Origin of the sequence: Rhodococcus sp. YH1 (assembly GCF_009939605.1) — a bacterium.
In the GTDB taxonomy this organism is placed as follows: domain Bacteria; phylum Actinomycetota; class Actinomycetes; order Mycobacteriales; family Mycobacteriaceae; genus Rhodococcus; species Rhodococcus aetherivorans.
Map to the genome: position 1 here is coordinate 1 of NZ_WVTE01000003.1, position 24,372 is coordinate 24,372.

26 protein-coding genes and 1 pseudogene are annotated in these 24,372 nt (G+C 68.6%); 17 read left to right on the forward strand and 10 right to left on the reverse strand.

All coding sequences use genetic code 11. The features are described 5' to 3' along the window. Window positions 1–129 (forward strand): annotated as a pseudogene (locus AIIKEEIJ_RS00240) (aconitase family protein); the annotation flags it as partial. Window positions 130–682: 553 nt separating this feature from the next. On the opposite strand, the gene AIIKEEIJ_RS00245 reads toward AIIKEEIJ_RS00240, so the two are convergent. Beyond that, entirely contained in the window at window positions 683–1,720 is a 1,038-nt protein-coding gene (locus AIIKEEIJ_RS00245) for an HNH endonuclease (RefSeq protein ID WP_029542793.1), read from the reverse strand. A 614-nt stretch (window positions 1,721–2,334) separates the two neighbouring features. Between AIIKEEIJ_RS00245 and AIIKEEIJ_RS32470 the strand changes: the two genes are divergently transcribed. The 3 genes from AIIKEEIJ_RS32470 to AIIKEEIJ_RS00260 all read left to right on the forward strand — a co-directional run bounded on the left by AIIKEEIJ_RS32470 (window position 2,335) and on the right by AIIKEEIJ_RS00260 (window position 6,115). After that, the gene (locus AIIKEEIJ_RS32470; RefSeq protein WP_202800289.1) at window positions 2,335–3,372 is read left to right on the forward strand and encodes an excalibur calcium-binding domain-containing protein; all 1,038 of its coding nucleotides are present in this window, start codon (window positions 2,335–2,337) and stop codon (window positions 3,370–3,372) included. A gap of 447 nt (window positions 3,373–3,819) precedes the next feature. Then, window positions 3,820–4,698 carry an alpha/beta fold hydrolase gene (locus tag AIIKEEIJ_RS00255; protein WP_161994632.1) on the forward strand — a complete coding sequence of 293 codons (879 nt, stop codon included), beginning with the start codon at window positions 3,820–3,822 and terminating at the stop codon, window positions 4,696–4,698. 316 nt (window positions 4,699–5,014) lie between these two features. Then, window positions 5,015–6,115 carry a protein kinase domain-containing protein gene (locus AIIKEEIJ_RS00260; RefSeq protein ID WP_161994633.1) on the forward strand — a complete coding sequence of 367 codons (1,101 nt, stop codon included), beginning with the start codon at window positions 5,015–5,017 and terminating at the stop codon, window positions 6,113–6,115. A 31-nt stretch (window positions 6,116–6,146) separates the two neighbouring features. On the opposite strand, the gene AIIKEEIJ_RS00265 is transcribed toward AIIKEEIJ_RS00260, so the two are convergent. The 3 genes from AIIKEEIJ_RS00265 to AIIKEEIJ_RS00275 form a co-directional block, all read right to left on the reverse strand. Continuing rightward, on the reverse strand, window positions 6,147–6,590 hold the full coding sequence (locus AIIKEEIJ_RS00265) for a hypothetical protein (RefSeq protein ID WP_161994634.1): 444 nt from the start codon (window positions 6,588–6,590) through the stop codon (window positions 6,147–6,149). A gap of 103 nt (window positions 6,591–6,693) precedes the next feature. After that, the gene (locus AIIKEEIJ_RS00270) at window positions 6,694–7,314 is read right to left on the reverse strand and encodes a DUF3558 family protein (RefSeq protein ID WP_161994635.1); all 621 of its coding nucleotides are present in this window, start codon (window positions 7,312–7,314) and stop codon (window positions 6,694–6,696) included. Continuing rightward, window positions 7,311–7,643 carry a hypothetical protein gene (locus tag AIIKEEIJ_RS00275; protein WP_161994636.1) on the reverse strand — a complete coding sequence of 111 codons (333 nt, stop codon included), beginning with the start codon at window positions 7,641–7,643 and terminating at the stop codon, window positions 7,311–7,313. The genes AIIKEEIJ_RS00270 and AIIKEEIJ_RS00275 overlap by 4 nt, the downstream gene beginning before the upstream one ends. Window positions 7,644–7,885: 242 nt before the next feature. Between AIIKEEIJ_RS00275 and AIIKEEIJ_RS34245 the strand changes: the two genes are divergently transcribed. The 5 genes from AIIKEEIJ_RS34245 to AIIKEEIJ_RS00300 all read left to right on the forward strand — a co-directional run bounded on the left by AIIKEEIJ_RS34245 (window position 7,886) and on the right by AIIKEEIJ_RS00300 (window position 11,431). After that, the gene (locus AIIKEEIJ_RS34245; RefSeq protein WP_202916364.1) at window positions 7,886–8,182 is read left to right on the forward strand and encodes a type VII secretion target; all 297 of its coding nucleotides are present in this window, start codon (window positions 7,886–7,888) and stop codon (window positions 8,180–8,182) included. Further along, window positions 8,179–9,558: a WXG100 family type VII secretion target gene (locus tag AIIKEEIJ_RS00285; protein ID WP_238406132.1), complete on the forward strand. Its 1,380-nt coding sequence runs from the start codon at window positions 8,179–8,181 to the stop codon at window positions 9,556–9,558. The genes AIIKEEIJ_RS34245 and AIIKEEIJ_RS00285 overlap by 4 nt, the downstream gene beginning before the upstream one ends. A gap of 104 nt (window positions 9,559–9,662) precedes the next feature. Further along, complete coding sequence (locus tag AIIKEEIJ_RS00290; RefSeq protein WP_238406133.1) at window positions 9,663–9,869, forward strand: hypothetical protein; 207 nt, start codon at window positions 9,663–9,665, stop codon at window positions 9,867–9,869. Continuing rightward, window positions 9,866–10,150: a hypothetical protein gene (locus tag AIIKEEIJ_RS00295; protein WP_161994639.1), complete on the forward strand. Its 285-nt coding sequence runs from the start codon at window positions 9,866–9,868 to the stop codon at window positions 10,148–10,150. Before AIIKEEIJ_RS00290 ends, AIIKEEIJ_RS00295 begins: the two co-directional genes overlap by 4 nt. 66 nt (window positions 10,151–10,216) lie before the next feature. Next, window positions 10,217–11,431, forward strand: coding sequence for a GNAT family N-acetyltransferase (locus AIIKEEIJ_RS00300; RefSeq protein WP_161994640.1), 1,215 nt, complete (start codon window positions 10,217–10,219; stop codon window positions 11,429–11,431). A gap of 25 nt (window positions 11,432–11,456) precedes the next feature. On the opposite strand, the gene AIIKEEIJ_RS00305 is transcribed toward AIIKEEIJ_RS00300, so the two are convergent. From AIIKEEIJ_RS00305 to AIIKEEIJ_RS00315, 4 genes are all read right to left on the reverse strand, one after another. After that, a complete protein-coding gene (locus AIIKEEIJ_RS00305; protein WP_161994648.1) occupies window positions 11,457–12,137 on the reverse strand; it encodes a VTT domain-containing protein in 681 nt (226 codons plus the stop codon). Window positions 12,138–12,193: 56 nt separating this feature from the next. Continuing rightward, window positions 12,194–13,342 carry a serine hydrolase gene (locus tag AIIKEEIJ_RS00310; protein ID WP_161994641.1) on the reverse strand — a complete coding sequence of 383 codons (1,149 nt, stop codon included), beginning with the start codon at window positions 13,340–13,342 and terminating at the stop codon, window positions 12,194–12,196. Window positions 13,343–13,445: 103 nt separating this feature from the next. After that, window positions 13,446–13,580 (reverse strand): hypothetical protein, encoded by a 135-nt coding sequence (locus AIIKEEIJ_RS33560; protein ID WP_006939481.1) that lies wholly within the window; start codon window positions 13,578–13,580, stop codon window positions 13,446–13,448. A gap of 37 nt (window positions 13,581–13,617) precedes the next feature. Then, a complete protein-coding gene (locus AIIKEEIJ_RS00315) occupies window positions 13,618–14,067 on the reverse strand; it encodes a DUF5994 family protein (protein ID WP_161994642.1) in 450 nt (149 codons plus the stop codon). A 191-nt stretch (window positions 14,068–14,258) separates the two neighbouring features. On the opposite strand from AIIKEEIJ_RS00315, the gene ppk2 reads away from it, so the two are divergent. The 3 genes from ppk2 (at window position 14,259) to AIIKEEIJ_RS00330 (ending at window position 16,254) form a co-directional block, all read left to right on the forward strand. Next, window positions 14,259–15,206: a polyphosphate kinase 2 gene (ppk2, locus tag AIIKEEIJ_RS00320; RefSeq protein ID WP_006939479.1), complete on the forward strand. Its 948-nt coding sequence runs from the start codon at window positions 14,259–14,261 to the stop codon at window positions 15,204–15,206. 104 nt (window positions 15,207–15,310) lie between these two features. Continuing rightward, a complete protein-coding gene (locus AIIKEEIJ_RS00325; protein ID WP_044476108.1) occupies window positions 15,311–15,520 on the forward strand; it encodes a hypothetical protein in 210 nt (69 codons plus the stop codon). Between the two features lie 50 nt (window positions 15,521–15,570). Further along, window positions 15,571–16,254, forward strand: coding sequence for an alpha/beta fold hydrolase (locus AIIKEEIJ_RS00330; protein WP_161994643.1), 684 nt, complete (start codon window positions 15,571–15,573; stop codon window positions 16,252–16,254). 19 nt (window positions 16,255–16,273) lie between these two features. Here AIIKEEIJ_RS00330 and AIIKEEIJ_RS00335 read toward each other — a convergent pair whose 3' ends face one another. After that, entirely contained in the window at window positions 16,274–18,361 is a 2,088-nt protein-coding gene (locus AIIKEEIJ_RS00335; RefSeq protein WP_006939470.1) for an elongation factor G-like protein EF-G2, read from the reverse strand. 147 nt (window positions 18,362–18,508) lie between these two features. Between AIIKEEIJ_RS00335 and AIIKEEIJ_RS00340 the strand changes: the two genes are divergently transcribed. The 3 genes from AIIKEEIJ_RS00340 to AIIKEEIJ_RS00350 all read left to right on the forward strand — a co-directional run bounded on the left by AIIKEEIJ_RS00340 (window position 18,509) and on the right by AIIKEEIJ_RS00350 (window position 21,670). After that, the gene (locus tag AIIKEEIJ_RS00340; protein ID WP_161994644.1) at window positions 18,509–19,582 is read left to right on the forward strand and encodes an alpha/beta hydrolase-fold protein; all 1,074 of its coding nucleotides are present in this window, start codon (window positions 18,509–18,511) and stop codon (window positions 19,580–19,582) included. A gap of 95 nt (window positions 19,583–19,677) precedes the next feature. Continuing rightward, window positions 19,678–21,102 carry an aldehyde dehydrogenase family protein gene (locus AIIKEEIJ_RS00345; protein ID WP_161994645.1) on the forward strand — a complete coding sequence of 475 codons (1,425 nt, stop codon included), beginning with the start codon at window positions 19,678–19,680 and terminating at the stop codon, window positions 21,100–21,102. A gap of 94 nt (window positions 21,103–21,196) precedes the next feature. Next, window positions 21,197–21,670: a hypothetical protein gene (locus tag AIIKEEIJ_RS00350; RefSeq protein WP_006939466.1), complete on the forward strand. Its 474-nt coding sequence runs from the start codon at window positions 21,197–21,199 to the stop codon at window positions 21,668–21,670. Window positions 21,671–21,791: 121 nt separating this feature from the next. Here AIIKEEIJ_RS00350 and AIIKEEIJ_RS00355 read toward each other — a convergent pair whose 3' ends face one another. Then, complete coding sequence (locus AIIKEEIJ_RS00355) at window positions 21,792–22,091, reverse strand: chorismate mutase (RefSeq protein ID WP_006939464.1); 300 nt, start codon at window positions 22,089–22,091, stop codon at window positions 21,792–21,794. Between the two features lie 375 nt (window positions 22,092–22,466). Here AIIKEEIJ_RS00355 and AIIKEEIJ_RS00360 point away from each other — a divergent pair, with 375 nt between their 5' ends. Then, window positions 22,467–23,318: a hypothetical protein gene (locus AIIKEEIJ_RS00360; RefSeq protein WP_338020886.1), complete on the forward strand. Its 852-nt coding sequence runs from the start codon at window positions 22,467–22,469 to the stop codon at window positions 23,316–23,318. A gap of 115 nt (window positions 23,319–23,433) precedes the next feature. Beyond that, a partial coding sequence (locus tag AIIKEEIJ_RS00365; RefSeq protein ID WP_161994646.1) for an acetyl-CoA C-acyltransferase occupies window positions 23,434–24,372 on the forward strand: 939 nt, incomplete at its 3' end.

The window sequence follows — 24,372 nt, forward strand, 5'->3', positions numbered from 1 at the left end:
CCGAGAAGGCGCTGCGGTACATGGGACTCGAGCCCGGAACCCCGCTGCGCGAGGTGCCGGTCGACACCGTCTTCGTCGGCTCGTGCACCAACGGCCGGATCGAGGATCTGCGCGCCGTTGCGGAAGTGGACTTGTTCGGCCAGATCCATGTAGGTGATGAATCCGTTGTATCGCCGCGCAGTGCGCTCGAGAATGCCCTGGGCGGCCACCGCCCACGCCGCCCGAGCGTCGGCGAATGCCACCCGCGAGCCGTCGCTGATTCGCCAAGTTCCGGGTGTGGTCATGCCGGTGCCCCCGTCATTCCCGTCATTCGCTTCCGAATCGGTTCCGGATGCCGCCGTGCTGGTGTCGACCGAGGTCTCGGCGGAATCGAGCTCGTTCTGCTGGGCTCCGTGCGGCCGGTTCACGCTCGTCTCGAAACCGATCTTGCCAAGCTGTGACAGAGCGTGATGGGTGTTGTAGCCGGAGCGCGGGCGACCACTCAAAATTCCCCGTACCTGCTTGGGTGGGTACCTGACGCCTCCCACATCGACCCAGTGTTCCTGCACGCCTTCCGGTGCCATGCGGCGAATCGCGGCAATCGCAGTGGACAACTCCTCGGGCAGGGGCGCGTCTGTCATTCCGCTATTGGACCAAACGGATAACGGTGGGGACCGCAACCACGGTCCGTCTCGTGTCGTCCTCAACCCGTGTGAAGCTCGTAGTCCTGCACCTGCCGCCACAGCAGGGACCCGACGGGCAACGATCCGTACATGCCCTCAGCCGCCGAGGCTGTTCGCCGAAAAAGCACCGGCATCTTCGTGGCGGCAGCGACATCATCGAGATGGGCACGGTCCAGTGCCCGCCGAAAATGCATCCGGACCGGCACGCTAGCGGACTTGTCAAGATTGCAGCGAGTGTCGGCTGCGACGAGATTCGCGACGCCGTCGATCGGGACGAGGGACCACGGCACGACGTGATCGATCTGCACATCGTCGCGCATGCGGGTCGCGCAGTAGAAGCACCTATCACCCTGTAGATCGCGGAGTGGATCGACGAGAGCTCGCAAGGCGACGCGGTCGGCACCGAACAGAAAGCCGTCGAGGTCCTCTGCGTCGAGCTCGGCACGGTTCAAGGCTATTACGTCCTGCGCCCACAGTGAGCGCACGAATGCCCGCAGCAACGTCGAGGTGCGTCGCAGACCCTCGGGGACGCCCGGACGTAGGACGATCATTGCGACCCGGTTGACGTCGGCGACCGTCATCTTCTTGCGGAACGCGGAAGCATCGAACAGGAAGTCGTCGCGTATGCGGGTATGTAGAACCGTCTGCAGGTGTGTGAGCGGGTATTGCGCGACGGTTTTCCGCAGCGAGCGCACCAAGGCCTGATAGGAGGGATGCGAAGCGGCGCGAGCTGCCTCTGCGGTGCGCAATCCCTCACGGATCAAGTCGTTCCGCGCCTCGGCAATTCGATCCGGCATCGAGCGGCCCCTCTTCACCTGAGCGAGTGGACCATGCTGCTGAAACGGCCGCACCTGCTGCCAGTAGTAGGCGACGATCCGGTGGGTGATCTCGTCGATCGGAACCGCGAGGCTGCCGTCGGGCGCGGGCGTGTTCTCGACGCAGATGTCCACCAAGGCCATGACTGTCGCAAGCTTGTAGGTGGATTCCCGTCGACCTGTTTCGAGCAACTGCACGACGCGGCCTGCGACGTCGAGCGGGTCCAGGCTCGCGGGGCTCATGGTCGGCACCCTATACGCCGTCGACCGACGACCGTGTCCTGACAGTCGAGGGACTCGAGGCGGACCCGCACGCACTGACGAGCCTGGCGCGCGTCCGATTCCGGTTGCTCATCCACGTCTTTGCGAAGAACCTCCGACCCGGGAGCAGGCGATCAGGCGCCTTCCTTCGATATCGTCGCTGTCGGGACCGGCAGGCGGGAGGCGGTGGGGGACAACTCGAGATCCGCGAATCCGTGGTCAACGATGACGGGATCCGCTACGAACTCTGCGAGCAGATCGGCGAGGGTTGTCGACAGACGGGGCAGGAGGAGAAGGCTTGCTTATCTGAAAGGTGCTCCTCGAACTGCTCCGACATGACCCTGGGCAAGCCATAACCTCGCAGTTCAGGGCGTCATTCTTTGTCTGCGACATCCTGCACTCACGAACCACCGTGAAAGCGCGAGGTTGGCGAAGCCCGTCCAGGGGGAGACGGCCCACGACCGTCTGCTGTACGTCTGCCGGTGCGTAATGGCCTATTCGTACCGAACGATTACCTCAATGAGTGAATCAGCGTGAATGCGCTTTCGCATCGATGATCTTGAAGTAGGACCGGCGAGGGCATTATGGCCGAGAGCATGACGCCATCAGAGGCGAAAGCCATCGCTGAGCGCTACCTGAGGTCTCTCGGGTTCGTCCCGACTGCCGGCGGTGGATCGAGCCGCATGAATATTCGGGCACCGGGGTTGGTTGCGAAGGTAACTGTTCGTGCCGCCCCCGTCAGCCGATCCGAACTGACGAGCTTCTACATGGATCGCGATATAGGTACGGCCGAGACGCGAGCGTACTTTGCGATCAACGGCTACGGACCAACGGCTGTCGACTATGCAAGAACGCATCGGATCCAATTGTTCGAGATCGATCGTGCCGGTCGCGTCACTGAGCGCAACAAGGTAGGACTCTGCGCGCCCGATACGGTGGCGCCTCCGTCGTGGCCTTCGCAGAAGAAGGCCGAGTCTCGTCATGAGCGGCCTACCGATCCCCGAGACCAGACGATGAAGGTCTGGGAGAGGCATGAAGCGGAGCAAGCTAGGAGACTGCTACTTGCGGTCGCCAAGTCTGTCGGTGCCGCGACTTTTGCCCGCTTGTCGAAGTTGGCCGAGGCGGTGCCAGAGCGGAGGACGCGGAAGACCCCAGCGAATCAACGTGCAAACAGGGGGCTCGTGGCGGTCGGTGTGGTGATGTTCATTGTTGTCGGAGGAAGCGTGTTGGCCGGCGTGAACAGCTCGAACTCCGACCGCCCGGTAGAACCGCCGCAAGTGTCATCCACGACGACTACTCGTGAACTCTCCTCGGCGGCCACGACACAGCAGACTTCGCCAGAGGCAATTCGCACACCGTCGGAGATCGTGTCATCGAGCTCTGTACCGACGACCACCGTGTTCAGGCCGCCGCCTCCCGAGTACATGCCGTCGGAGACCACGACGTACGTGCCCGCCCCACCGGTGAACACGCCCGAGTACACCCCACCACCGCCGGCGCCTGAATCGTTCGCCTATTACAAGAATTGCGACGCTGCCCGCGATGCCGGCGTTGCACCGCTCTTGCGCGGTCAGGCGGGCTATAGACTTGAACTCGATCGGGACGACGACGGCGTAGCTTGTGAATGGAATTGATCGTCCCAGGAACAACGCGAGCGCTGAGTGCGGCCGACCACCAAATTCGGCAGTCACCGCGCGTGCCGCATCCTGAACATCCGCTTCACGATTCTCATGTCACGCTCGGGGCGTCGACCGCGAACAGGGCCAGGGGCGGCCGGAACCGTTCCACCGTCACCGCGTGAGGCTGGCTCGAGGTCGGCGCGCTCGCGTTCGGCGATCCAGTCGTCGATTCCGCCGAGGAGCGCCCGACGGGTGGGGAACCAGCTCGAGGAGATCACCTGACCGCGGAGAGGGAGATCAGCTGTCCGCATCAGGGAGATCAGCTGTCCGCCCACAGGGACGCCCTCCTGTCCCTTCGCCCTTGCCTCGAGTCCGCGCTCCCGGGTAGCCGCCGGCATGGACACACCCTTTCCGAGAGGTTCACTATGAACGTGGTATCTCCACCGTGCGAAGGGGGTCGCCGTGCCCACGCCCGCCTCGGCCTGGTCGCCGCCGCTGCCCGAGGCGTCCGGCTTCGACCATCTCGTCGTGGAGACGCCCGGACTGCATACTCACGTCGCCGCCCTCGGCGAAGGTGAGCCGGTCGTGCTGTTGCACGGATTTCCCGAGCACTGGTGGCAATGGCACGCCATAGCTCCGGTCATCGCCGAATGCGGCTACCGAGTCATCTGCCCCGACTTGCGCGGGGCCGGCTGGACCGTGGCGGACGATCCGCGTGTCGAGCGCGAAACCAGGCTCCGCGACCTGCTCGCCCTCTTCGACGTCCTCCACATCGAGCGCACCCACCTCGTCGCCCACGACATGGGCGTCCTGACCGCAGTGCAGCTGACCTACGACCACCCCGAGCGGGTTCGCACGGCAGTGCAACTCGCCGTGCCCCCGGCCTTCATGACGTTCAGTCCGAAGGTCCTGCCAGGCTTCCGGCACCTGCCCTCGTTGGTCTGGCACCGCCCGGGCGCCTCACTGCGCGGAACCTTCTCCCAGGCGTACGTTGCCCGCCCGATGTCGGAGGAAACCGTCGAAGCGCACCTCGCCCCGATGCACCGCCCCGACATCGACGGCGCGGTGCGTCCGCTCCTGCGTGGCATGGTGCTGCCCGAAGCCGTGCGCATGGCACGGGGGGTCTATCGACGTCGGAGGCTCACGGTGCCGACCCTCGTCGTGTTCGGCCGCCAAGACCGCCCGTGGAACGAACAGCTGGGGCGCATCTGCCGCAATCCGGGGCGGTACGCCGATCGCATCGAGTTCGCCTACGTCGACGACGCAGCGCATTTCATCACCGACGACGCTCCAACCGAGGTCGCCGACCTCGCGGTCGACTGGTTCGAACGAGCAGCATGACGTAGGCCTCACTACTCGGTCTTCCGCTCACCGCTCCGAGCACTCTTGCGCGTCTCACTGGGCAGAGCGCAGCGGCCTCGGGGGCGCGTGGTCGCTGGGCATCGCCGTTTCGAATTTCCGGGGAGGCAGCGCCGGTCTGGACAGGACACGCCGGGTGGTCGTTGCACGACTCGAGGCAGACGTGCACGCACTGACGAGCCGGGCGCGCGCTCGATCCGGTTGCTCATCCACATCCCGGAACCTCGGACGCGGGAAAAGGCGATCGGGCGCCTTCCTTCGATATCGTCGCTGTCGGGACCGACGGGCGGGAGGCGGGGTGGGACGACTCGAGGTCGGCGGATCCGTGGTCAACGATGACGGGATTCGCTACGAGCTCTGCGAGCGGATCGGCGAGGGCGGATTCGGTGAGACCTACCTGGCCTACCGCCTCGCGCGGAACTCGGGTCGTCGGGTCCGGAGAGTGTGCGTCAAAGTGTGTCACAACATCGACGATTGGCACGGGGAGGCGTTCTTCGGTCGATTGCTCCACGGCAACGACCGGGCCGTCGCGCTACACGACTCGTTCGTCGTTGCCGCCGGTCGTGGCGGGCGACGGCGCCTGCACCTGCTCGTGTTCGAGTACATGCCGGATGGAACCGTCGCCGACCTCGTCGAGGCGAACGGTCGCGGGTGGAGTCCGTCGCGGGTGCGCACGGAGGTCGGCGCGCTACTGAAATTGCTCGCGACGATGCACAACGTCGGCATCACGCACCGCGACATCACACCCCAGAACGTCTTCCTCCGGGGTGGACGGCTCGTCCTCGGCGACTTCGGTATTTCCCGGATGACACTCGATCCCCGCAAGGCGAAGGTGACCGCTTTCACGCCCGACTTCGTTCCGGACGCGGTGTGGGTCCACCACAACTGGGGCCCCGGCGACGACGTGTTCCAACTGGGACTTCTCGCGTGCACCCTGCTGAGTGGCGAGATCTGGACGGCACGCGACGTGAAGCAACTGCGAACTCTGACGGCGCCGGACGATCTGAAGTGCTGGATCTGGCACGCGACGGCCGCCAAGGCGAAGAAGTACGTCGACGCACTCGACGCACGTGAGGCAATGACGACGCTGGCGAAAGTCAGCATGCGGTCGGGACGGGGCCCCGCGTCCTTGGAGGGCCATCGGATGGTCTTCACCGGCAAGCTCCAGCGATGGACCCGGAACGAGGCCGCGGAGCTCGTCCGGCGCGCCGGCGGACACGTGCAGGATGCCGTAGGCGACTCGACCACGCTCCTTGTGCGAGGGGACGTCCGCAACGGACTGAACGAGTCCGAAGGACGCAAGCTGTACGCGGTGCGGGAACGCCTGCGGCTCGGGCAGAGGATATCGATCGTCGGGCAGACGGGCCTCGAGCGTCTGCTCGGACAGCGGCACAGCTGACCGGAACGAGCCGCGCGGATCACGCCGGGGGCTACGTGCCGATCGGAAGCGTGTCGGGGAACTCGTACTCGCATCCCAGTTCGTCGAGCGGGGGCGCGTCCGGGCTGTCGCGGAACCACGAAACGCATGCGTCGGCAGCCAAGGTGACGTCGCAGGTGAAGAGGTAGCCCTCGGTGCAGTCGTCGAAGTGACCGTCGAAGAACCACCGATCGAGCTCGAGCCCCTCCGCAGCGTGAGTGTCCAGCCGCAGCCGGCCGAGGACGGTCCGGGAGCGGCGGACCATCAGCACACCGTCTGCCAGCACGTGTACCTGCGCGCACACCAACGGGCTTTCGTCGTAGTCGCGCGGAACGACGTAGCCGCTCGGTCCCAGGTCGATGACGAGACCCGTCGGCTTGTCGGTGAACGATTCAACGAGCCAGTCGATCATTCCGTCCCAGGTGTTGATCTCCGGGACGTCCGTGCTGTCGTTCACTGATCGCCTCCTCTGTGGTTTCCTCCAGTGTGATCGACTGTAGCGCGAGGCACCGACACAAAGGTGGTGCTCTCTGCCTGAATCATGTGGATGCGAATGCCGTTCAGCGCGATGTCGATTCGAAGTCGTCGAGAACCGCGACGATCCGACCGACGGTGTCCTCCAGGCCGACGCACCACTGTGATTCCGGCAGGGGAGCGCTGCTGTCGCGGAAGTGGATTCGGCCGAATATGAGCACCCCATATGACGTTTCGACGCTCATGCCGCATCGGTACGGCAGGGACGTATTGGTCTTCAACAGTGCTCTCCGGCCGGCGAGTTCCGTGAGCACCATGTCATCACCGTTGCCGGTGGCCTTCTGCCGCTCCTCCTCGAAGTCGAAGTTGGCGGACAGTACGGAAAGACCATAGTTGGCCAGGATTCCGGGGATGTGCACGATGCCGTCGTAGGAGCAGCCGAGCATCGTGAAATGCGTGGCGGCGAAGTCCGCATTGTCCTCGGTTCTCGGGTCGTAGCCGGCGGCGGTGAGCACGTCGTCGGGAATGTCAAGGCAGGGGTCGAAGGCGACGAGCGGTCGGTCGGATTCGTCGACCAGGCGCGGCACGCGTGTCGTGGTGGTCACGGGAGTCGGCGGCTCACCCGTGACGGCGGAGTGTGTGGACGGCGCGCAGGCGGCAAGCACCCCGACAGCGAGCAGCGCACCGGCGGTGCGGCGGCTGGTCACTGCTCGTCCGAACTCGCGCCGTGCACACGCTGCATCCAGTCGTACTCGGCGGCAAGGAAACCCTCGCCACCGGCGGCGAAGAGGTCCCGCATGTCCTTGAGCACCACATAGAACTGTTCGAGCCGTTCGTAGAGCGATTCGGGTGTGCCCTGGGCCTTGCGCACGAATCCGGCGCGGAGAGCCTCGGCCGACGCGAAGCCGCCGAAGCTGGGCGCATCGGTCAGATTGCCAGCCTTCTCAGCCGCGTCTTTCAGCGTTCCGAGCATGGTGTCGCAGATCGCGACGATCTCGTCGATCGTCTGCGGATCCAGACGAAGTTCCCCGGCCATGAAATCCCCCCATGATGTCCATCGGCCCGGGTACTGTAGCGCGCCGACGGCATGGGAATGCCACCGCTCGAACGCGAGGCACTGGCGACTGATGGGCGGGACGACCGGGAGTCTGCCGACTCGGTGAGCGTTGCCGCGGAAGCCGTCAGGTTTTCGGCATCGGGTCATCCGACAGTCGCAAGTAGGGGCGGTCCTTCTGTGTAAGGTGCATCGGGCAGGTTGGGGACACAGGGGGCAACTGCATGGGGGAGAGCGTTTTCGTCGTGCCGGAAGAACTCCGGTTGCTTGCAGCAAGGACTGCGGACGCCGGTGCCGCACTGGAGAAATGCACCGACAGGTCGGAAGTCGGGGATCTGCTTTCCGGATCGTGTACCGCGATTGCATGTGAAGAGGTGTGGACAGCCGTGGTCGCATCGATGTCCCGATTGGCCGCTCGTCTGCGCGATGTGGCGGTGAGGGCTGAAGCTGCTGCGGATTCGTATTCGGAGGTGGATCGTGCGTCGGCCGACGCGTTGCGCGACCTGCGGGGCAGAGTGTGAGTCCGGCGACGAGAGAGCACGCCCAACGCTGGGACACCGCTTCGCTGGTCGTGATCGCAGCTGAATGGGAAGATCTTGGTGACGAGATCGACCGGCGTAAGCGCGACATGGAGCGCGACTTCGACGACTCGTACCGGTTTTGGCGAGGAGCAGCCGGAGATCACGAACGCAGCTGGATTCAGCGGTTCGTCGACGCGGCGAATCGCGCAGCAGGGGCTCTCGAACGCTGTGCCGATGTTGCTCGCCGCGGAGCCTCGAGCATCGAGGCTGCGCGTTCATACGTAGTGCATGCCATCGCGTTGGCGGAATGTGAGGGGTTTCGGGTTGCGAACGATGGGCGCGTCGTGGCGGTCGATATGGCCGGAGCATCCACAGAAGTCGCGAGCCGACACGAGACGGAAATTGCCCGCGCGTTGACCGTATTGGGCGACGAAGACGCTCGGGTTGCGTCGGCGATGCGCAGAGCGCTCGAGTCGCTCTCCGCGATGCAATCGGACGAGGTTCGATTTCCCACGGACGTGGTTCTCGCCGGACCCACGCCTGCCCCGGGGGGAGACTCCGGCGACGAGCGGCGGGCGGATGCCGCTGGTGCGTTCGAGCGAGTCACGGGTCTGCTCCCGCTCGATCCGGTGGACTGGGAGACGGCGTACATCCTTGTGGCGAACAGCTATGCCGAGAAGTACGCGGGAGTGGGGCCGGAGGTCGTCGCAGGTCGGATCGAACCCGTGCCGGGTCAGGGCGTAGTGCGGATCGGGCTCTACATCACGTCCGAAACGGTGGTGAACCTGCCGCAGGATCTGGGTGACCATCGGTCCGAGGACCCCCGATTCGACGTCGAGGACACACGAGTCGCGATCTACGTCGACTACGAGAACGGCATGGTGATCGCCCGTCAGAATCCTTCGGTGTCGGTCGACGGTGACGTACGGGTCGGTGTGCCGACCGTAGACGTCCAGCAGGCGGCCGACGGTGCCGTTCGGATCCAGTACCACGCGAGAAACCCTCTCGCTCCGGATGTGTCGACGCCAACGCATACGGTCAACGGTGACATTGTGGTATCGCCGCGGGCGGAAGGAATTGCTGTCGACGGTGTGATCACGGATTACCCGGCGCTCGAGGTCTATCGGGATACGCCCATGGGCGGTACGGAAACTGTCACGATCGACCCTGCCGACAGCGGCAGCGAATACGGACCGCTCATCAACCTTCCGTTCCATCATTCGATCGGGGTCGGAACGGAATCGTTCGAGCGTTTCAGGTCTGCGTACGCTCAGTTGCCACCTTACGAGGCGGGGACTCGTCCGGATGCGGATCCGCACCAGCCCACGCGGCTCGGTGGTACGGAGGATGCGCTTCGTGTGGTGGTCGTCCAATGATTCGGCCGGTCCTCCCGCCTGGGCTTTCGCAACGGCTCGATCGGATCGGCTTCTGGGAGGCCGCCACGTGGTCCCTGCCGTTTGCCGCAGCCGGCGGAGCGTCGATGTTCGTCGGGATTGTCGCCGCGATCGGCATGATCGACCATCGGGCGAACCCGACGGAAGGGTGGATCCTCGTTGTCGTCGCCGCACTCATGGGTGCCGTCGCTGCCGTGCTGGCGCGCTCACGCGCCGAACGTGACCGCGGCATTGCGCTCGGAGTCGGTGGGGCCGCGGTAGTTCTCTGTGTCGTGTGGTTGTTGTCGCGGTGAGCCGTGAGTCGTGGTGGACCAATCGCATCGACTGGTTCGGCCCGGAGAGCTTCGTCGGGGCGCTGTGCGGACTGGGGTGCGTGGCGTCGGTCCCTCTCGGCATTGCCGGCGGCGGCGCAGCGTGGCCGTACCTCAGTCCACTCGTCGGTGGGGGATTGCTGACGGCGTTCCGCGGGCCGGTCCGTCGATTCGGCACGGGGTTGGCCATCTCCAGCGTCGCGGTCCCGTCGCTGCTGGTCGGTGTCCTGTTGTTCGGTGGGGCGGCGGCGGTGTTTCGATGAACGGCGGGCCCGGGCGGAGGGCACGTCTGGGCGGTCCCGTCGCCGTGATCCCCGTATGCTGCGGTAATGCCGGAGATTCGAGTCCTGGACACCGAAGCCGAGCTGCTGACGGCGGCGAAGCTGTTCCGTACCGCGATGATCGGGATGCCGGCGCCGAATCCGCTCGAGCCGGGACAGATCCTCACCCAGCGCGAACAGGGCCGCACCCTCGGGGCGTTCGTCGACGGGCAGATGGTCGGCACGGTGGAGTCGGCGTCGAGCGGCATGGTGCTGCCCGGCGGCCACAGGGTTCCGCACGCCGCCGTGACGCACGTCGGCGTGCTGCCCACGCACACGCGGCGGGGCGTGCTCTCGGCGCTGATGCGTCGTCAGCTGAGCGATGCCCAGGACCGGGGTGAGGTGGTGACGTCGCTGCGGGCCTCCGAGGCGACGATCTACGGCCGCTTCGGGTACGGCGTCGCCACGACGACGCACACCGTCGAGCTCGACGTGCGGCGGGCGGTGCTGCGCCCGTCGGTGGGCGAGGGCGAACCGGTGCGGCTCGTCGATCCGCACCACGCGTGGGACCTGCTGTCGCGCATTGCCGACGCAAATCCGTCGTCGCGGCCCGGGAGCATCGATCGCATCCCGCCGTGGTGGCGGTCGCAGGAGCACCGGATCGTCGGGGACCGCGAGCCCCGGTACGTCGCGGTGCACGGTGAGCCGGGCGAGGAGACGGGCTTTGCCCGGTACCGGCCGATCGGCACCGACATGTGGTTCGGCAGCCGGGATCGGACGGTCGTCGTCGAGGACTTCTTCGCCCCGACCCGCACCGCCTACCTGGGCCTGCTCCGGTTCCTGCTGAACCTCGATCTCGTCGACACGTTCGTCTTCGCCGCGCTCCCGCAGGACGATCCGCTGCCGTGGCTGCTGACGGACTCGCGCGCGGTGCGCTTGCGCAGTGCCGGCGACGAGACGTGGCTGCGCATCGTCGACGTGCCGGCCGCGCTGCGTGCGCGGACCTACGCCGGCACCGGAGAGGTGCGGCTGGCCGTGATCGACGAGCGTCTCCCGGAGAACACCGGGACGTATCGGATCTCGGCGGCGGGGGCCGAGCGGGTGGACGAGCCGGCGCAGCTCGAGGTGGACGTGTCCGCGCTCGCCGCGACGCTGCTCGGCGGGACGCGGTGGCATCAGCTGGAGGTCGCCGGCCTGGTGCGGGTGCACGACGAGGAGGCGCTGCCGGTGGTCGAGCAGCTGTTCGCGACGGCGTCGGCGCCGTTCGCCGGCGTCATGTTCTGATCCCGCCCGGGCGCAGTGTCGTGGTTCAGCTCGCGTCGCTCTGCGCGCGACGCTTCCGGACACGCTTGACGATCGCGTAGCCGAGGAACAGGACGACGGCGGCGATCACGATGTTCTGGAACACCGACGCGTACGGCTCGACCCGCGCCCAGTTCGCTCCCAGCCCGTAGCCGGCGAGGACGAAGATCGTGTTCCAGACGAGGCTGCCGGCGGTGGTGAACAGCGCGAATCGCCACGCGGGCATGCGGGTGACGCCGGCGGGGATGGAGATGAGGCTGCGGAACAGCGGGACCATCCGGCCGAAGAACACGGCCTTGCTGCCGTGCCGCTCGAACCATGCGGTGGTGCGGTCGAGGTCCGCGACGTCGACGAGGGGGAGCCTGTCGACGATCCGGCGGATGCGGTCCGGTCCGACGCCGCGCCCGGCCGCGTAGAGGCCGAGGGCGCCGGCGAGCGAGCCGAGAGTGGTCCAGAACAGCGCCCCGAAGAGGGTGAAGCTGCCCAGGCTCGCGGCGAACCCGGCCAGCGGCAGGATGACCTCGCTGGGCAGCGGCGGGAAGAAGTTCTCCAGCGCGATCGCGATCCCCGCTCCGACGCCGCCGAGCCGGTCCATGAGGGACAGCGCCCAGCCGGCGAGGCCCTCGGTCGGGACGGCGGCGTCGGCCGGTATGGCGGCGAGGAGTGGTGCAGTCACCTCACCCACGATAACGGCGGATCACGCCGGATCCGGCCGACGTGAGGGCCGCCACGGCCTCGTCCCGGTCAGGATCCGGCGAGCGCGGCCTGCAGCTTCTGCACCACGGCGGGGGCGGGGTTCTGGTTCTGGGCATTGGGGATGTCGCTGTTGACGGCCACGAGGATGATGTCCTGGGTGTTCTTGTCGTAGCCGAAGTAGGTGTTGAAACCGGGCAGCTCGCCGGTGTGGCTGAGCCAGCCGTCGGCGTCGCCGAGCCCGAGCCCGTACGCCGCAGTCGCGGTGTTCGGTGGCAGCCCGTACAGGAACGACGACATGCGCACGTCCTGGGTCTGCTGGTCGTAGAGCCCCTCGCCGGTGCCGATGGCCTTCGCCCAGATCTGCAGGTCGTCGAGGGTGGAGATCATCGCCCCGGCGGCCCATGCCCACGAGGGATCCCAGTTGGTGGGGTCGGTGGTCTGCCCCTCCGGCTGGCCCTGCTCGGTGATGCCTTCGAGGTGGGGGGAGGGGATCTCGGCGGTGTCGGGGAAGGAGGTCTCCCGCATCCCGAGCGGCTCGATGATCTTCCCGGTGATGTAGTCGCCCAGGCTCAGCCCGCTGACCTGCTCGACGACCAGGCCGAGGGCGATGAGGTTCGAGTTCGAGTACTCCCACTTCTCCCCGGGCGGGAAGTTCGGCGGCGCTCCGCGCACGATGTCGAGCAGCTGCTCGGGAGTCCAGGGCTTGGTCGGGTCGCCGAAGAGCTGGTTCTGGAAGTTCTCGTCGAAGGTGTAGCTGGGGATGCCGCTGGTCATGTCGGCGAGCTGGCGCAGGGTGGCGGTGTCGCCGTTGGGCAGGCCCGGCACGTACTTGCCGATGGGGTCGTCGAGCGACAGCTTGCCGTCCTGCATCAGCTGGAGCACCGCGGTGACGGTGAACGTCTTGGTGATGCTGCCGATGCGGGTGTGGTCGGAGGCGGTCGGGGGCTCGGTGGAGTCCTGGCCTGCGGTCCCGGAACTGCCGGTCCACTCGTAGTCGGCGGTGATCACCCGCGCGACGACACCGGGGAACTTGAAGTCGTTGCGCACGTCGTCGAGCGCGGCCTGGAACTTCTCGGCCTGGGCCGCGTCGGGCGCGCGGGTGGTCGTCGTCGCGGAGTCCTCGGTGCCGGTGTCGGAGCCGCAGGCCGCGGCCACCACCACGAATGCGCTCACGGCGAGGATCGAAAGACGGCGCATCGCAGCTCCCAGGGTCGGCAGGATGACAACATCATCGGACCTCAGTGTGAACCCTGCATCGGCGCAGCGCGTGCTGTTCGATCATGAAAGCGGCGGCGGGCGCTCAGTTCGGTGCGGAGAAGAGGCCGGAGTAGTCGTACGGTCCGTGACGCCGGGTGTCCGCCTCGAGGTCGGCGGTGGTGTCCGGCTCGGCGGGCTTGCCGGGCTGAAGGAAGATCGGGTACTCGTGGTGCTGCATGGTGTCCTGTTCTGTGGAGCGATCGGGGAGGGAAGGGTCAGTGGTCGCCGGGCGCATCGGCGACTGTTCGCATGATTTCGTAGGCGCGGTCCGGATCGGTGTGGGGATCGACGAGCGTCAGCGCGATCCGCGTGTTGTTCTTGCCGAACAGATACATCAGGTTCGCCGGCTGTCCGGGAATCGGACCGGTGATCTCGATGTCGTCGACGTCGTCGATGCGTCGCTGAGCGGAGCTGACCGCATTCCATTCGAACGCGATCCGTGCGACGGACCCGAGCCACGGGGCGAGCGCCGAGATCAGGTCGTGCAGCTCCGAGGTGATGTTCGAGGTCCAGGGAAACCATGCGCCGTCGACGGACGACGTGGGCGCCCCGGCAGGTCGCAGCAGCAGCCGCGGGGTGCGTGTGGGCTCGGGGAACGGCTGCGTTCCCGCCCGTGCCGGCGCATCCCGGCGGGTGCCGGGATGTGGAGGCGGTGTGTGCGTCACAGGACGCTCCTTGGTCGGCCGCGAATCAGCCGGAAAGATGTTCCAATCGGGGCCCATCGAGCGGGAGGCTCGACGCGAGATGCCCATCGATACCCGAAGCCTACAGGGTGGGGCAGGGAACGGGCGAATGTGCAGCGGGTCGCACACCCGATCGAACCGCGGGGTGCGGGTGCCGGCGGTAATCTCACGGAGTGGACGAGTTGAACGAGAACGGCGAGCCGTTCGAACTCGCGTCGGACGGCCAGGTCGACGTCACCCCGGAGATCGACGAAATCGGCGAGCTGCTGCGCAAGTCGGGCCGCGAGAACCTGGTCGCCGACGTCGACGAACCGTGGCGGCACGGGTATCCGTACGACACGAAGATGACGCGGCGGCAGTACGAGGCCCGCAAACGCCGGCTGCAGATCGAACTGCTCAAGCTGCAGGCCTGGGTCAAGGAGTACGACGAGAAGATCGTCATCATCTTCGAGGGCCGCGACGCGGCCGGCAAGGGTGGGGCGATCAAGCGGTTCACCGAGCACCTCAATCCCCGCGGCGCGCGGGTGATGGCGCTCGAGAAGCCCACCGAGCGTGAACGCACGCAGTGGTATTTCCAGCGCTACGTCGAGCACCTGCCGGCGGGTGGGGAGATCGTGCTGATGGACCGGTCCTGGTACAACCGGGCCGGCGTCGAACGGGTGATGGGCTACTGCACCCCGAACGAGTATCGCGAATTCACCCGCTCCGCACCGGAATTCGAGCGGATGCTGGTGCAGTCGGGGATCCATCTGGTCAAGTTCTGGTTCTCGGTGGGCCGCGAGGAGCAGCACGCGCGGTTCGTCGCGCGCAGCACCGATCCGGTCAAGCAGTGGAAACTCTCGCCGACGGACCTCGCGAGCCTCGACAAGTGGGACGCGTACACCGAGGCGAAGGAGGCGATGCTGTTCTACACCGACACCCCGCACGCGCCGTGGACCATCGTCAAGGCGAACGACAAGAAGCGCTCGCGGATCGAGGCCATGAAGTGGGTGCTGCACCGCTTCGACTACACCGGCAAGGATCCGCGCGTGGTCCGCACCCCGGATCCGCTGATCATCGGCTCGCCCGAGACGGTGTACGACGAGGGGGAGCGCCCCTCGGAGTCCTTTCCGACGATGTGATCTGCGCCCGGCGACCGCCCGCGCCGTTTCGGGGTGCGGGAGACCGGGTACTGCGAGAGGGCCGAACCGGCGGACGCCGGCCGACATCGAAAGGACGTCACACCGTGGGAAGTCCGGATGAGCGCGATGAGCGCGAAGAGCCCGTGGAGGCCACCGACCGCCCGGCCCCGGTCACCCGGGAAGACCTGGAGAACCTGGTGGACGACATGGAGAAGCGGGTCGAGAGCGAGCGCGAGGAGGAGGGCGTCGAGGGCAGCGTCTCGGACCGCGAGGAGCAGAAGCCGATCGTGACGGGCGACGAGGCGCCGGACTGACCGGGCCGTGTCGTCACCGACCGGGAGCCGCCGATGCCCGATGCCATGACATGACCCGTGCCTTCGTCCTGCTGCCGGGGGCCGGCTCGGATTCGTGGTACTGGCACCGGGTGGTGCCGCTGCTGCGCGAGTGTGGGCACGAGGTCGTCCCGGTCGACCTGCCGTACACCGATCCCGGCGCCGATCAGTACACCTTCGCCGACGTCGTGGTGGCGGCCGGCCGTGACGTCGCGCGGCCGCCGACCCTGGTGGCGCAGTCGATGTCCGCGTTCACCGCGGCGATCGCCGCCGAGCGGATGCCCGTCGACGGGCTGATCCTGGTGGCCCCGATGATTCCGGCGCCGGGCGAGTCGCCGGGGCAGTGGTGGTCGGCGGTGGGGCAGGCCGAGGCGAAGCGCGCGCAGGACGTCGCCGAGGGGCGCGATCCGGACGCGCCGCTGGATCCGCGCGGGCTGTTCTTCCACGACGTGCCCGCCGACGTGGTCGACGAGGCCTTCGCGCACGAGCAGCCGGGCATGTCGGAGACGGCGTTCGAGCCGGCGTGGCGGGCGCCGCGGTGGCCGGACGTGCCGGTGCGGGTGATCGCGGGCCGTCACGATCGGTTGTTCCCGTTGCCGCTGATCGAGCGCCTCGCTCGCGAGCGGCTGGGCGTGGAGCCCGAGGTGATCGACAGCGGGCACCTGCCCGCCCTCGCCCGCCCGGCGGAACTGGCGTCGCTGCTGCTGCGGGAGTGAGGATCCGCCGCCGGACGCGTTACCGGCTTCCGCTGCGGGACTTGCCGTTCGACGTGGCCGTCTCCTGGCCGCCGGTGAACTGCGCCGCCACCGCGGCGGGCATCGCCTCGTAGCGCAGGTGCATCCGGGCGAACTCGGCGGTGCCCTGGGTGAGCGACCGCAGATCGACCGGGTAGCGGGCGAGTTCGAGCTCGGGGACCTCCGCGCGCAGCAGGGTCCTGCCCGGCTCGGCGCTCTCGGTGCCGAGGACCCGGCCGCGCCGGGCGGACAGGTCGCCGAGGACGGCGCCGAGATACTCCTCGGGCAGGATCACCCGCACCGCGGCGACGGGTTCGAGCAGCTTGACCTCGGTGTGGGTGGCGGCGTCGCGCAGCGCCAGCCCGGCCGCGGTCTGGAACGCGGCGTCGGAGGAGTCCACCGAGTGTGCCTTGCCGTCGACGAGGGTGACGCGGACGTCGATGAGCGGGTTTCCGGTGGCCACACCCTTGGCGGCCTGCGCACGCACGCCCTTCTCGACGGACGGGAAGAACTGCCTGGGCACGGCGCCGCCGACGACGCGTTCGGCGAATTCGATGCCGCCGCCGATGGGCAGCGGTTCGACCTCGACGTCGCACACCGCGTACTGGCCGTGGCCGCCGGACTGTTTGACGAGGCGGCCGTGGCCCTTGGCGGGGGCCGCGAACGTCTCGCGCAGCGCCACCCGGTACGGGACGGCGTCGACGTTCACGCCGTGGCGGGTGCGCAGCCGGTCGAGGACGACCTCGGCGTGGGCCTCGCCCGTGCACCACAGCACCAGCTGGTGGGTGTCGGGGTTCTGCTCGAGACGCAGGGCGGGGTCCTCGGCGGTCAGCCGGGAGAGGGCCTGCGAGAGCTTGTCGTCGTCGCTGCGGCTGTGGGCCTCGACGGCCACGGGCAGCAGCGGCTCGGGCAGCGGCCAGCGGTCCAGCAGGGTCGATGCCCCCGCTTCGGAGAGGGTGTCGCCGGGCTGGGCGGTGACGAGCTTGGCGATGCACACCAGATCGCCGGCGACGGCCTCGGGCACCGGTCGCTGTTGCCGGCCGAACGGGCTGGTGAGGGTCGCGACGCGCTCGGTGGTGTCGTCGCCGGCGGACCCGGCCAGCCGGATCGTCGTGTCGGGGCGCAGCGTTCCGGAGAACACCCGCACCAGGCTGATGCGCCCGACGTACGCATCCCCGGCGACACGGATCACCTGCGCCGTCAACGGCCCCGCGGGATCGGCGGCGGGGGCGGGCGGACGACGGTGGGTGGGGTCGGGGAAGGCCATCGCGACGAGATCGAGCAGTTCGGCGGCGCCGACCCCGTAGTCGGTGGTGGCGAGCGCGGGATGCAGTGCACAGTCGACGATCTCGTGCCGCAGCCCCTCGTCGAGGGACTCGGTGTCGAGGGCCTCGCCGGCGAGGTAGCGCTCCATGAGCGTGTCGTCCTGGCCGGAGATTGCCTCGACGAGGCTCTCGCGCGCGGCGCCGGTGTCCGGCACGGCGGCGGGATGGCCGTAGCCGCGGCCGGTGAGCAGATCGATCGAGCCGCACGGGCGGCCGCCGTCGAAGACCGGCACGTACACGGGGCGCAGGGTGTCCGGCCCGAGGTCGAAGGCGTCGTGACAGGCGGTGAGCATCTCGTCGAAGTCCGTGCGGGCGACGTCGAGCTTGGAGACGACGATGGCGCGCGGGATCGCGGTCTCGGCGCATTCGCGCCACAGGGTGCGGGTGGCGGCGGAGATGGGATCTGTTGCGGAGACGACGAATACGGCCGCGTCGGCGGCGTGCAGTCCCGCGCGGACCTCGGCGTCGAAGTCCGGATGCCCGGGGGTGTCGATGATGTTGATCTTCACGCCGTTCCACTCGAGCGGCAGCACGGCCAGTTGCACCGAGCGGCGGTGCTGCTGCTCGATCGCCTCGTAGTCGGAGACGGTGGTGCCGTCGGCGGTGCGTCCGGCGCGGCCCACGGCACCGGCGGCCAGGGCCAGGGATTCGGCGAGGGTGGTCTTGCCGACCCCGCTGCAACCGACGAGGACGACGTTGCGGAGCTGTGCGGGGCGCTCGACGGCGGGCGCCCGTTCGGTGCGTGCGGCAGAGCGGTCGGGCATCGGCGACTCCTCCCGTGGCCTGTGCCAAGTGTAGGAGGCGGTTCCGCCGCCGTGGCGTCTTTCGGGATCGGCGGCGGTCCGAAAAGACGCCGCGGGGGCGATGCTCGAGCTACTCTCAACCTTAACTTGAGGTTTAGGGAGGCCCTCGTGGTTGATGTTCAGCGCCCGGCACTCGTCCGCCTGTTCACGGCCGGGACGGCACTCGCCGCCGTCTCCGTGCTGGGGGCGGGGGTCGCCGTCGCGGCACCCGGCACCGGGTCGAATTCCGGCTCGTCGGTGCCGGCGGCCTTCCAGGAGGACCCCGGCCCCCTGCCGGAGCTGCGGGACATCGCGACACCGGCCATCGTGGGGGAGACCCCGATCTCCGAACGCGCCGTGCGGCTGACCGTCGCGAGCCCCGCCCTGCGCCGCGACGTGGGCGTCGAGGTCCTGCTGCCCGCCGACAACTCGGCCCCGCGCCCCACCCTGTACCTGCTCGACGGGGTCAGCGCCCGCAACCACACCAGCGGCTGGATGAACATCGGCGGCGCGCCCGCCTTCTTCGCCGACAAGAACGTCAACGTCGTCATGCCCAACGGCGGCCGCGGCAGCCTCTACAGCGACTGGCAGCAGTCCGACCCCAAGCTCGGCCTGAACAAGTGGGAAACCTTCCTCACCGAGGAGCTTCCGCCGCTGCTCGCCGCGCGGCTGAACAGCAACGGGGTCAACGCGATCGCCGGGAACTCGATGGGTGGGCAGGCGGCCATGATGCTCGCCCACCGGCACCCCGAGCTCTACCGGGGCGTCGCCGCCTTCAGCGGCTGCTACTCGACGGGCGACCTGCTCGGCAGCGCCGTCGTGCAGACCAGCACCTCGTCGCAGGGCGGCGACGTCGTGAACATGTGGGGTCCGCCCGGCACCCGGGAGTGGGCCGAGCACGACACCGTCGCGCACGCCGAGAACCTCGCCGGCAAGGAGCTCTACCTGTCCGCCGCGACGGGCGTGCCCGGTCCCCACGAGACGCCCGAGACCCCGGACCTGGCGCGCACCCTCGTCGCCGGCGGCATCCTCGAGGCCGGCTCGCGGATGTGCACCCAGCGGCTCGAGGAACGCCTCGGCGCCCTGAAGATCCCCGTCACCGTCACCTACGAACCCGTCGGCGTGCACGCCTGGGGCTACTGGCGCGACCAGCTGCCCAAGGCGTGGCCGACGCTCCAGCGCGCCCTGGAGATCCGGCCCTGACGCGCCGCGACGGGGCCGGACCCGCTTCCCGCGGCCCGTCGGGGACGCGTCGTACGCTGCGTGTGAAGCACATCACTCGGCGGAGAAGGAACGATATGAACAGCGTGCTCGACCGCACGAAGATCTACATCGGCGGCGAATGGGTGGACTCCGACGGCACCGGCCGGATCGACGTGATCGCCCCGGCCACCGAGGACGTCATCGCCGTCGTCGCCGAAGGCACGGCACAGGACGTGGACCGGGCCGTACGCGCGGCTCGGGCGGCGTTCCCGGCGTGGTCGGCGCTCACCGGCGCCGAACGCGGTGCCCACCTCGGCAAGGTCGCGGCCCTCATGACCGAGCGCATCGACGATCTCGCCGCGCTGGTCTCCCGTGACATGGGCATGCCGGTGACGCTGGCCAAGCCGGTCCAGATCGGCATGCCGCTGAAGAACATCACCCGCTACGCCGAACTCGCCGCGACCTACGACTTCGACGCCGGCGAGGTGGGCAACGCCCTGATCGTGCGCGAGCCCATCGGTGTCGTCGGCGCCATCACGCCGTGGAACTACCCGCTGCACCAGGTGGTCCTGAAGGTGTTCGCCGCCCTCGCGGGTGGCTGCACCGTCGTGCTCAAGCCGACCGAGGTGGCGCCCCTGATCACCTACGCGCTCGTCGACATCTGCGACGAGGCGGGCCTGCCGCCCGGCGTGTTCAACCTCGTCAGCGGGTACGGGCCGGTGGTGGGGGAGGCCATCGCCGCGCATCCCGGCGTGGACATGGTCTCGTTCACCGGCTCCACCCGCGCCGGCAAGCGCGTCGCCGTCGTCGCCGCGGAGACGGTGAAGAAGGTGGCCCTCGAACTCGGCGGCAAGTCCGCCAACGTCATCCTCGACGACGCCGACCTGACCCGGGCCGTCACCGACGGCGTGGCCCAGTGCTTCCTGAACTCCGGGCAGACCTGTTCGGCACTGACCCGCATGCTCGTCCCCGCCGAGCGCATGAACGAGGTGGCCGCGCTCGCCGAGCAGGTCGCGCGGGCCTACACCGTCGGCGATCCCGCCGCGGCCACCACCCGGCTCGGCCCCCTGGTCAACGCCAACCAGTTCAAGCGCGTGCGGTCCTACATCGACCAGGGCATCGAGGAGGGCGCCGAGCTGGTCCTCGACGGCCGCGAAACCGGCCTCGGCACCGGCTATTTCGTCGGGCCGACCGTGTTCGCGAACGTGACCGAGGACATGACGATCGCGCGCGAGGAGATCTTCGGTCCGGTCCTGTCGATCATCGGATACCGCGACGAGGACGACGCCGTGCGCATCGCCAACGACAGCGACTACGGGCTCTCCGGCGGGGTCTGGTCTGCCGATCGCGCCCGGGCCGAGCGGGTCGCACGACAGCTGCGCACCGGGCAGGTCTCCATCAACGGGGGCGCCTTCAACACCGACGCACCGTTCGGCGGTTACAAGCACTCCGGCGTCGGGCGCGAAGCCGGCGTCTTCGGTCTCGAAGAGTTCCTGGAGGTCAAGGCACTCCTGCGGTGACCGTATGGGGTACGTCACGTTCGGGTGCCGCAGAACGATAGACGGGAAAACGGCATCGGTTTCCCCGACGGGGAAAGCGCGGAGGGAGCGGACGATGTACATCATGCCGCCGGACCCGAGTGGCGGGTCCGCGGGCAACCTGGACGTTCCCCCGCGTGGCCTGCGTGAGGTCATGGAAGGCCAGCTCCCGGACCTCGCGGCCTGCGCGCGGCTGCTGTCCGTCGGTTCCGAGCGCGCGGCCCCGGTCTTCGACCGGGCGCTGGCGCGTGCGGTCGCGACGTGGCGGGGCCCGATCGGTCCCGAACTCTGCGCGTACGCCGTGTCGTGGTTCGTGTACCTGTTGCACGCCGAGACGCCCGCGCATCGGCGTGCGGAAGGCTGCGGCGACGACGCCGTCCTGTTCTCGACGTTGCCGCCGGTCGAGCAGATCGCCCTCGTGCTCGGTGAGTTCGAGGAGCTGCCGCCGGCGGGCATCGCCGCCGTCGCCGGCCGCGCGTTCGCCGAGTTCGAGCTGGAGACGCCGCAGCCGGCCTGGGTGCGGGACGGCCTCCTGCACGCGAGGCGCTGACCGCCGTACCTGCGTTCGGGCGGCCACGGCTCTTCGGGTGGCAACGACGACGCGGCCCCCGCACCGATCCGACGCGGCCCCCGCACCGATCCGGTGCGGGGGCCGCGCGAAGTCGTCGGGTCTAGGAGGACAGGCGGGTGCGTCCGAGGCGGAGCAGCGTCATCGCCAGGGTCTTGCCGTCGGCGCCGAGCTCGGCGAAACGGTCGAGGACCCGCATCTCGTGGTTCTGGGCCTGCCGCGCGGTCCCGGACTCCTTCGCAGCGATGCCCGCCCGGCGCGACAGCTCGCTGCGGCGCTCGATCGCCTCGAGGATCTGCGCATCGAGCGTCCCGATCTCGTCGAACAGTCGACCGAGGTCTTCCTGGGCCGAAACCACCTCGCGGGCGGACTCGAAGCCAGGCGAATCAAGCTGGACAGTCATGCAGATTCCTCCGGTCTCGTCTGGATCGTCGATGATTGTGTCGTTCCCGTCGGCGCCAGTGTTACTCATCCGTAGACAAGATTTTCGTGTCCCGCGTCCGGCGGCCGGCCAACACGAGTTGAACACCTTTTGAACTGGGCTTTATGTCCGTCCCGTGGCATTTGTGGCAATGGTCACACCGTCGAGTATCCGCCTCGTCGGGCCCCTCGGACGTAGGGTCGAAGGTCCCTTCTCCGCCGTGGACGCCCGCCCCGGCGCGTGTCGTGAACCACAATCCGCAGGCCCTGCGGTAGCGTTCCCCACCTACCGGCAACCGGTCGGGGCGGTGGGATCCCCGGCGCTTCCGGAAGGGGAACTCAGTGGGACGGGTGTTTTGTGCACGGCACCGATGAAGACGAGTCCGACGTCGTGCCGCTGATCCGCCCGGAGGAATGGCCGCCCCCGAAGTTCAGCGCCCGGGTCGTCGCCGCGATCGCCCTCGCCGGCGTCGTGATCCTCGTCTCGCTCTGGCGGGCCTGGGATGCTGGGCAGGCGGGAGCCTGGGCGGTGACCCGGTTCTTCCTCATCCTGTCCGGCCTGATGGCCCTCACGGCGCTCTTCGGATACGTGTACTGGCGTCCGCGCCGCGGCGACCCCGAGATCCGGTTCGTGGAGTCGCGGGGCCGCGGGGCCACCGAGATCCGCGCTTCCGGCGCCGTCTTCCACCTGATGGGGGCGATGACGACGAGCGCGGCGTTGCTCTCGCTCGGCGCGGCCGTCGAGATAGTCCTGTTCGACGACGGCGTTCCGTGGGTGAGTGTGCTGCTCGCCGCCTTCGGGCTGCCCTGCGCGGCGTTCGTCGCGGAGGTGCTGCGCGGGGGGATCCGCCGAGGGGCGCTGCTGCTGACCCCGGACGGGATCCGGCAACGCGGCTGGACCATCGAGTCGTACCTGCCGTGGGTCTCGGTGGCCGGGGTGCACGCCGTCCATCACGGATTCCCCGAGATCTGGGTGCTGGGCACGCCGGCCGCCGCCTGGGCGCGACGACGGACCAGCCGGCTGTTCCGCCTGGACCGGTTGCCCCGCGAACCGGTGATCGAGGTCGACTCCCGCAAGTTCGACGGCGACCCGGTGCTGCTGTATCGGATGCTCGACTTCTACGCGAGAAATCCGCAGGCCCGGGCGGAGCTCGGGTCGGCCGCGGCGGCCGAGCGCGTGCACCGGGGCGACCTGAGCGACCCGGCCTGACGGCTGCCCGTCTTGCGCCGCAGTGCCACCCGACTGTGTTGCGGCTCACTGCTCCGGTATCGTCGTGGGCAAGAGATGGCACTCGGTGCCGTTCCTGCGAGAGATGGGACGTGAGATGAGCACTCCGGAACGGATCGTCATCGTCGACGGTGCGCGTACCCCGGTCGGCAGCTTCGGCGGCGCGTTCAAGGACGTACCGGCCCACGAGCTCGGCGCGACCGCCGCGAAGGCGGCCCTGCAGCGCGCCGGCGTGGCGGCCGGGGACATCGACGAGGTCGTCATGGGCTGCATCGGGCAGGTCGGCCCGGATGCCTACAACGCGCGTCGGGTCGCGCTGGCGGCGGGTCTGCCGGTCTCGGTGCCGGCGTACACCGTCAACCGGCTGTGCGGCTCGGGCCTGCAGGCGATCTGGTCGGCGGCGATGCAGATGCGCTGGGGCGGGGTGGATCTGGCCCTGGCCGGCGGCGACGAGAACATGTCCCGGATGCCGTTCTACGACTTCGGCGCCCGCTCCGGCTACAAGCTGGGCGACCGCACCCTCGTCGACGGCACCGTCGGGATGCTCACCGACCCGTTCCACGGCATCCACATGGGCGTCACCGCCGAGAACGTCGCCCGCGAGTACGGCATCAGCCGCGAGGCGCAGGACGAGTTCGCCGTCGAATCGCAGCGCCGCGCGGCCACCGCCGCCGCCCGCGCCGCGTTCGCCGAGGAGATCACCCCCGTCGAGATCGGCGGCCGCAAGCCCACCGTCGTCACCACCGACGAGCACCCCAAGCCCGACACCACCGTCGAGACCCTCGCGAAGCTGCGCCCGGCATTTCAGAAGGACGGCACGGTCACCGCCGGCAACGCCTCGGGCATCAACGACGGCGCCGGCGTCGTCGTCCTCGCCCGCGAGTCCGTCGCGCAGGAACGGGACCTGGGTGGGCTCGCGGTGATCGAGTCCGTCGCCACCGCCGCGCTCGAGCCGGAGCTGATGGGCTACGCGCCGGTCCTCGCCCTGCACAAGCTGTTCGAGCAGACCGGCACCACCCCGGCCGACATCGACACC

What these genes read in the sequence shown, in the direction of transcription:
- AIIKEEIJ_RS00350 (WP_006939466.1), top strand. Translation starts at nt 21,197, where the DNA reads ATGTACATCATGCCGCCGGACCCGAGTGGCGGGTCCGCGGGCAACCTG.
- AIIKEEIJ_RS00330 (WP_161994643.1), top strand. Translation starts at nt 15,571, where the DNA reads ATGACCCGTGCCTTCGTCCTGCTGCCGGGGGCCGGCTCGGATTCGTGG.
- AIIKEEIJ_RS00355 (WP_006939464.1), bottom strand. Translation starts at nt 22,091, where the DNA reads ATGACTGTCCAGCTTGATTCGCCTGGCTTCGAGTCCGCCCGCGAGGTG.
- AIIKEEIJ_RS00345 (WP_161994645.1), top strand. Translation starts at nt 19,678, where the DNA reads ATGAACAGCGTGCTCGACCGCACGAAGATCTACATCGGCGGCGAATGG.
- AIIKEEIJ_RS00310 (WP_161994641.1), bottom strand. Translation starts at nt 13,342, where the DNA reads ATGCGCCGTCTTTCGATCCTCGCCGTGAGCGCATTCGTGGTGGTGGCC.
- AIIKEEIJ_RS00290 (WP_238406133.1), top strand. Translation starts at nt 9,663, where the DNA reads ATGTTCGTCGGGATTGTCGCCGCGATCGGCATGATCGACCATCGGGCG.
- AIIKEEIJ_RS00245 (WP_029542793.1), bottom strand. Translation starts at nt 1,720, where the DNA reads ATGAGCCCCGCGAGCCTGGACCCGCTCGACGTCGCAGGCCGCGTCGTG.
- AIIKEEIJ_RS34245 (WP_202916364.1), top strand. Translation starts at nt 7,886, where the DNA reads ATGGGGGAGAGCGTTTTCGTCGTGCCGGAAGAACTCCGGTTGCTTGCA.
- AIIKEEIJ_RS00335 (WP_006939470.1), bottom strand. Translation starts at nt 18,361, where the DNA reads ATGCCCGACCGCTCTGCCGCACGCACCGAACGGGCGCCCGCCGTCGAG.
- AIIKEEIJ_RS33560 (WP_006939481.1), bottom strand. Translation starts at nt 13,580, where the DNA reads ATGCAGCACCACGAGTACCCGATCTTCCTTCAGCCCGGCAAGCCCGCC.
- AIIKEEIJ_RS00275 (WP_161994636.1), bottom strand. Translation starts at nt 7,643, where the DNA reads ATGGCCGGGGAACTTCGTCTGGATCCGCAGACGATCGACGAGATCGTC.
- AIIKEEIJ_RS00300 (WP_161994640.1), top strand. Translation starts at nt 10,217, where the DNA reads ATGCCGGAGATTCGAGTCCTGGACACCGAAGCCGAGCTGCTGACGGCG.
- AIIKEEIJ_RS32470 (WP_202800289.1), top strand. Translation starts at nt 2,335, where the DNA reads ATGACGCCATCAGAGGCGAAAGCCATCGCTGAGCGCTACCTGAGGTCT.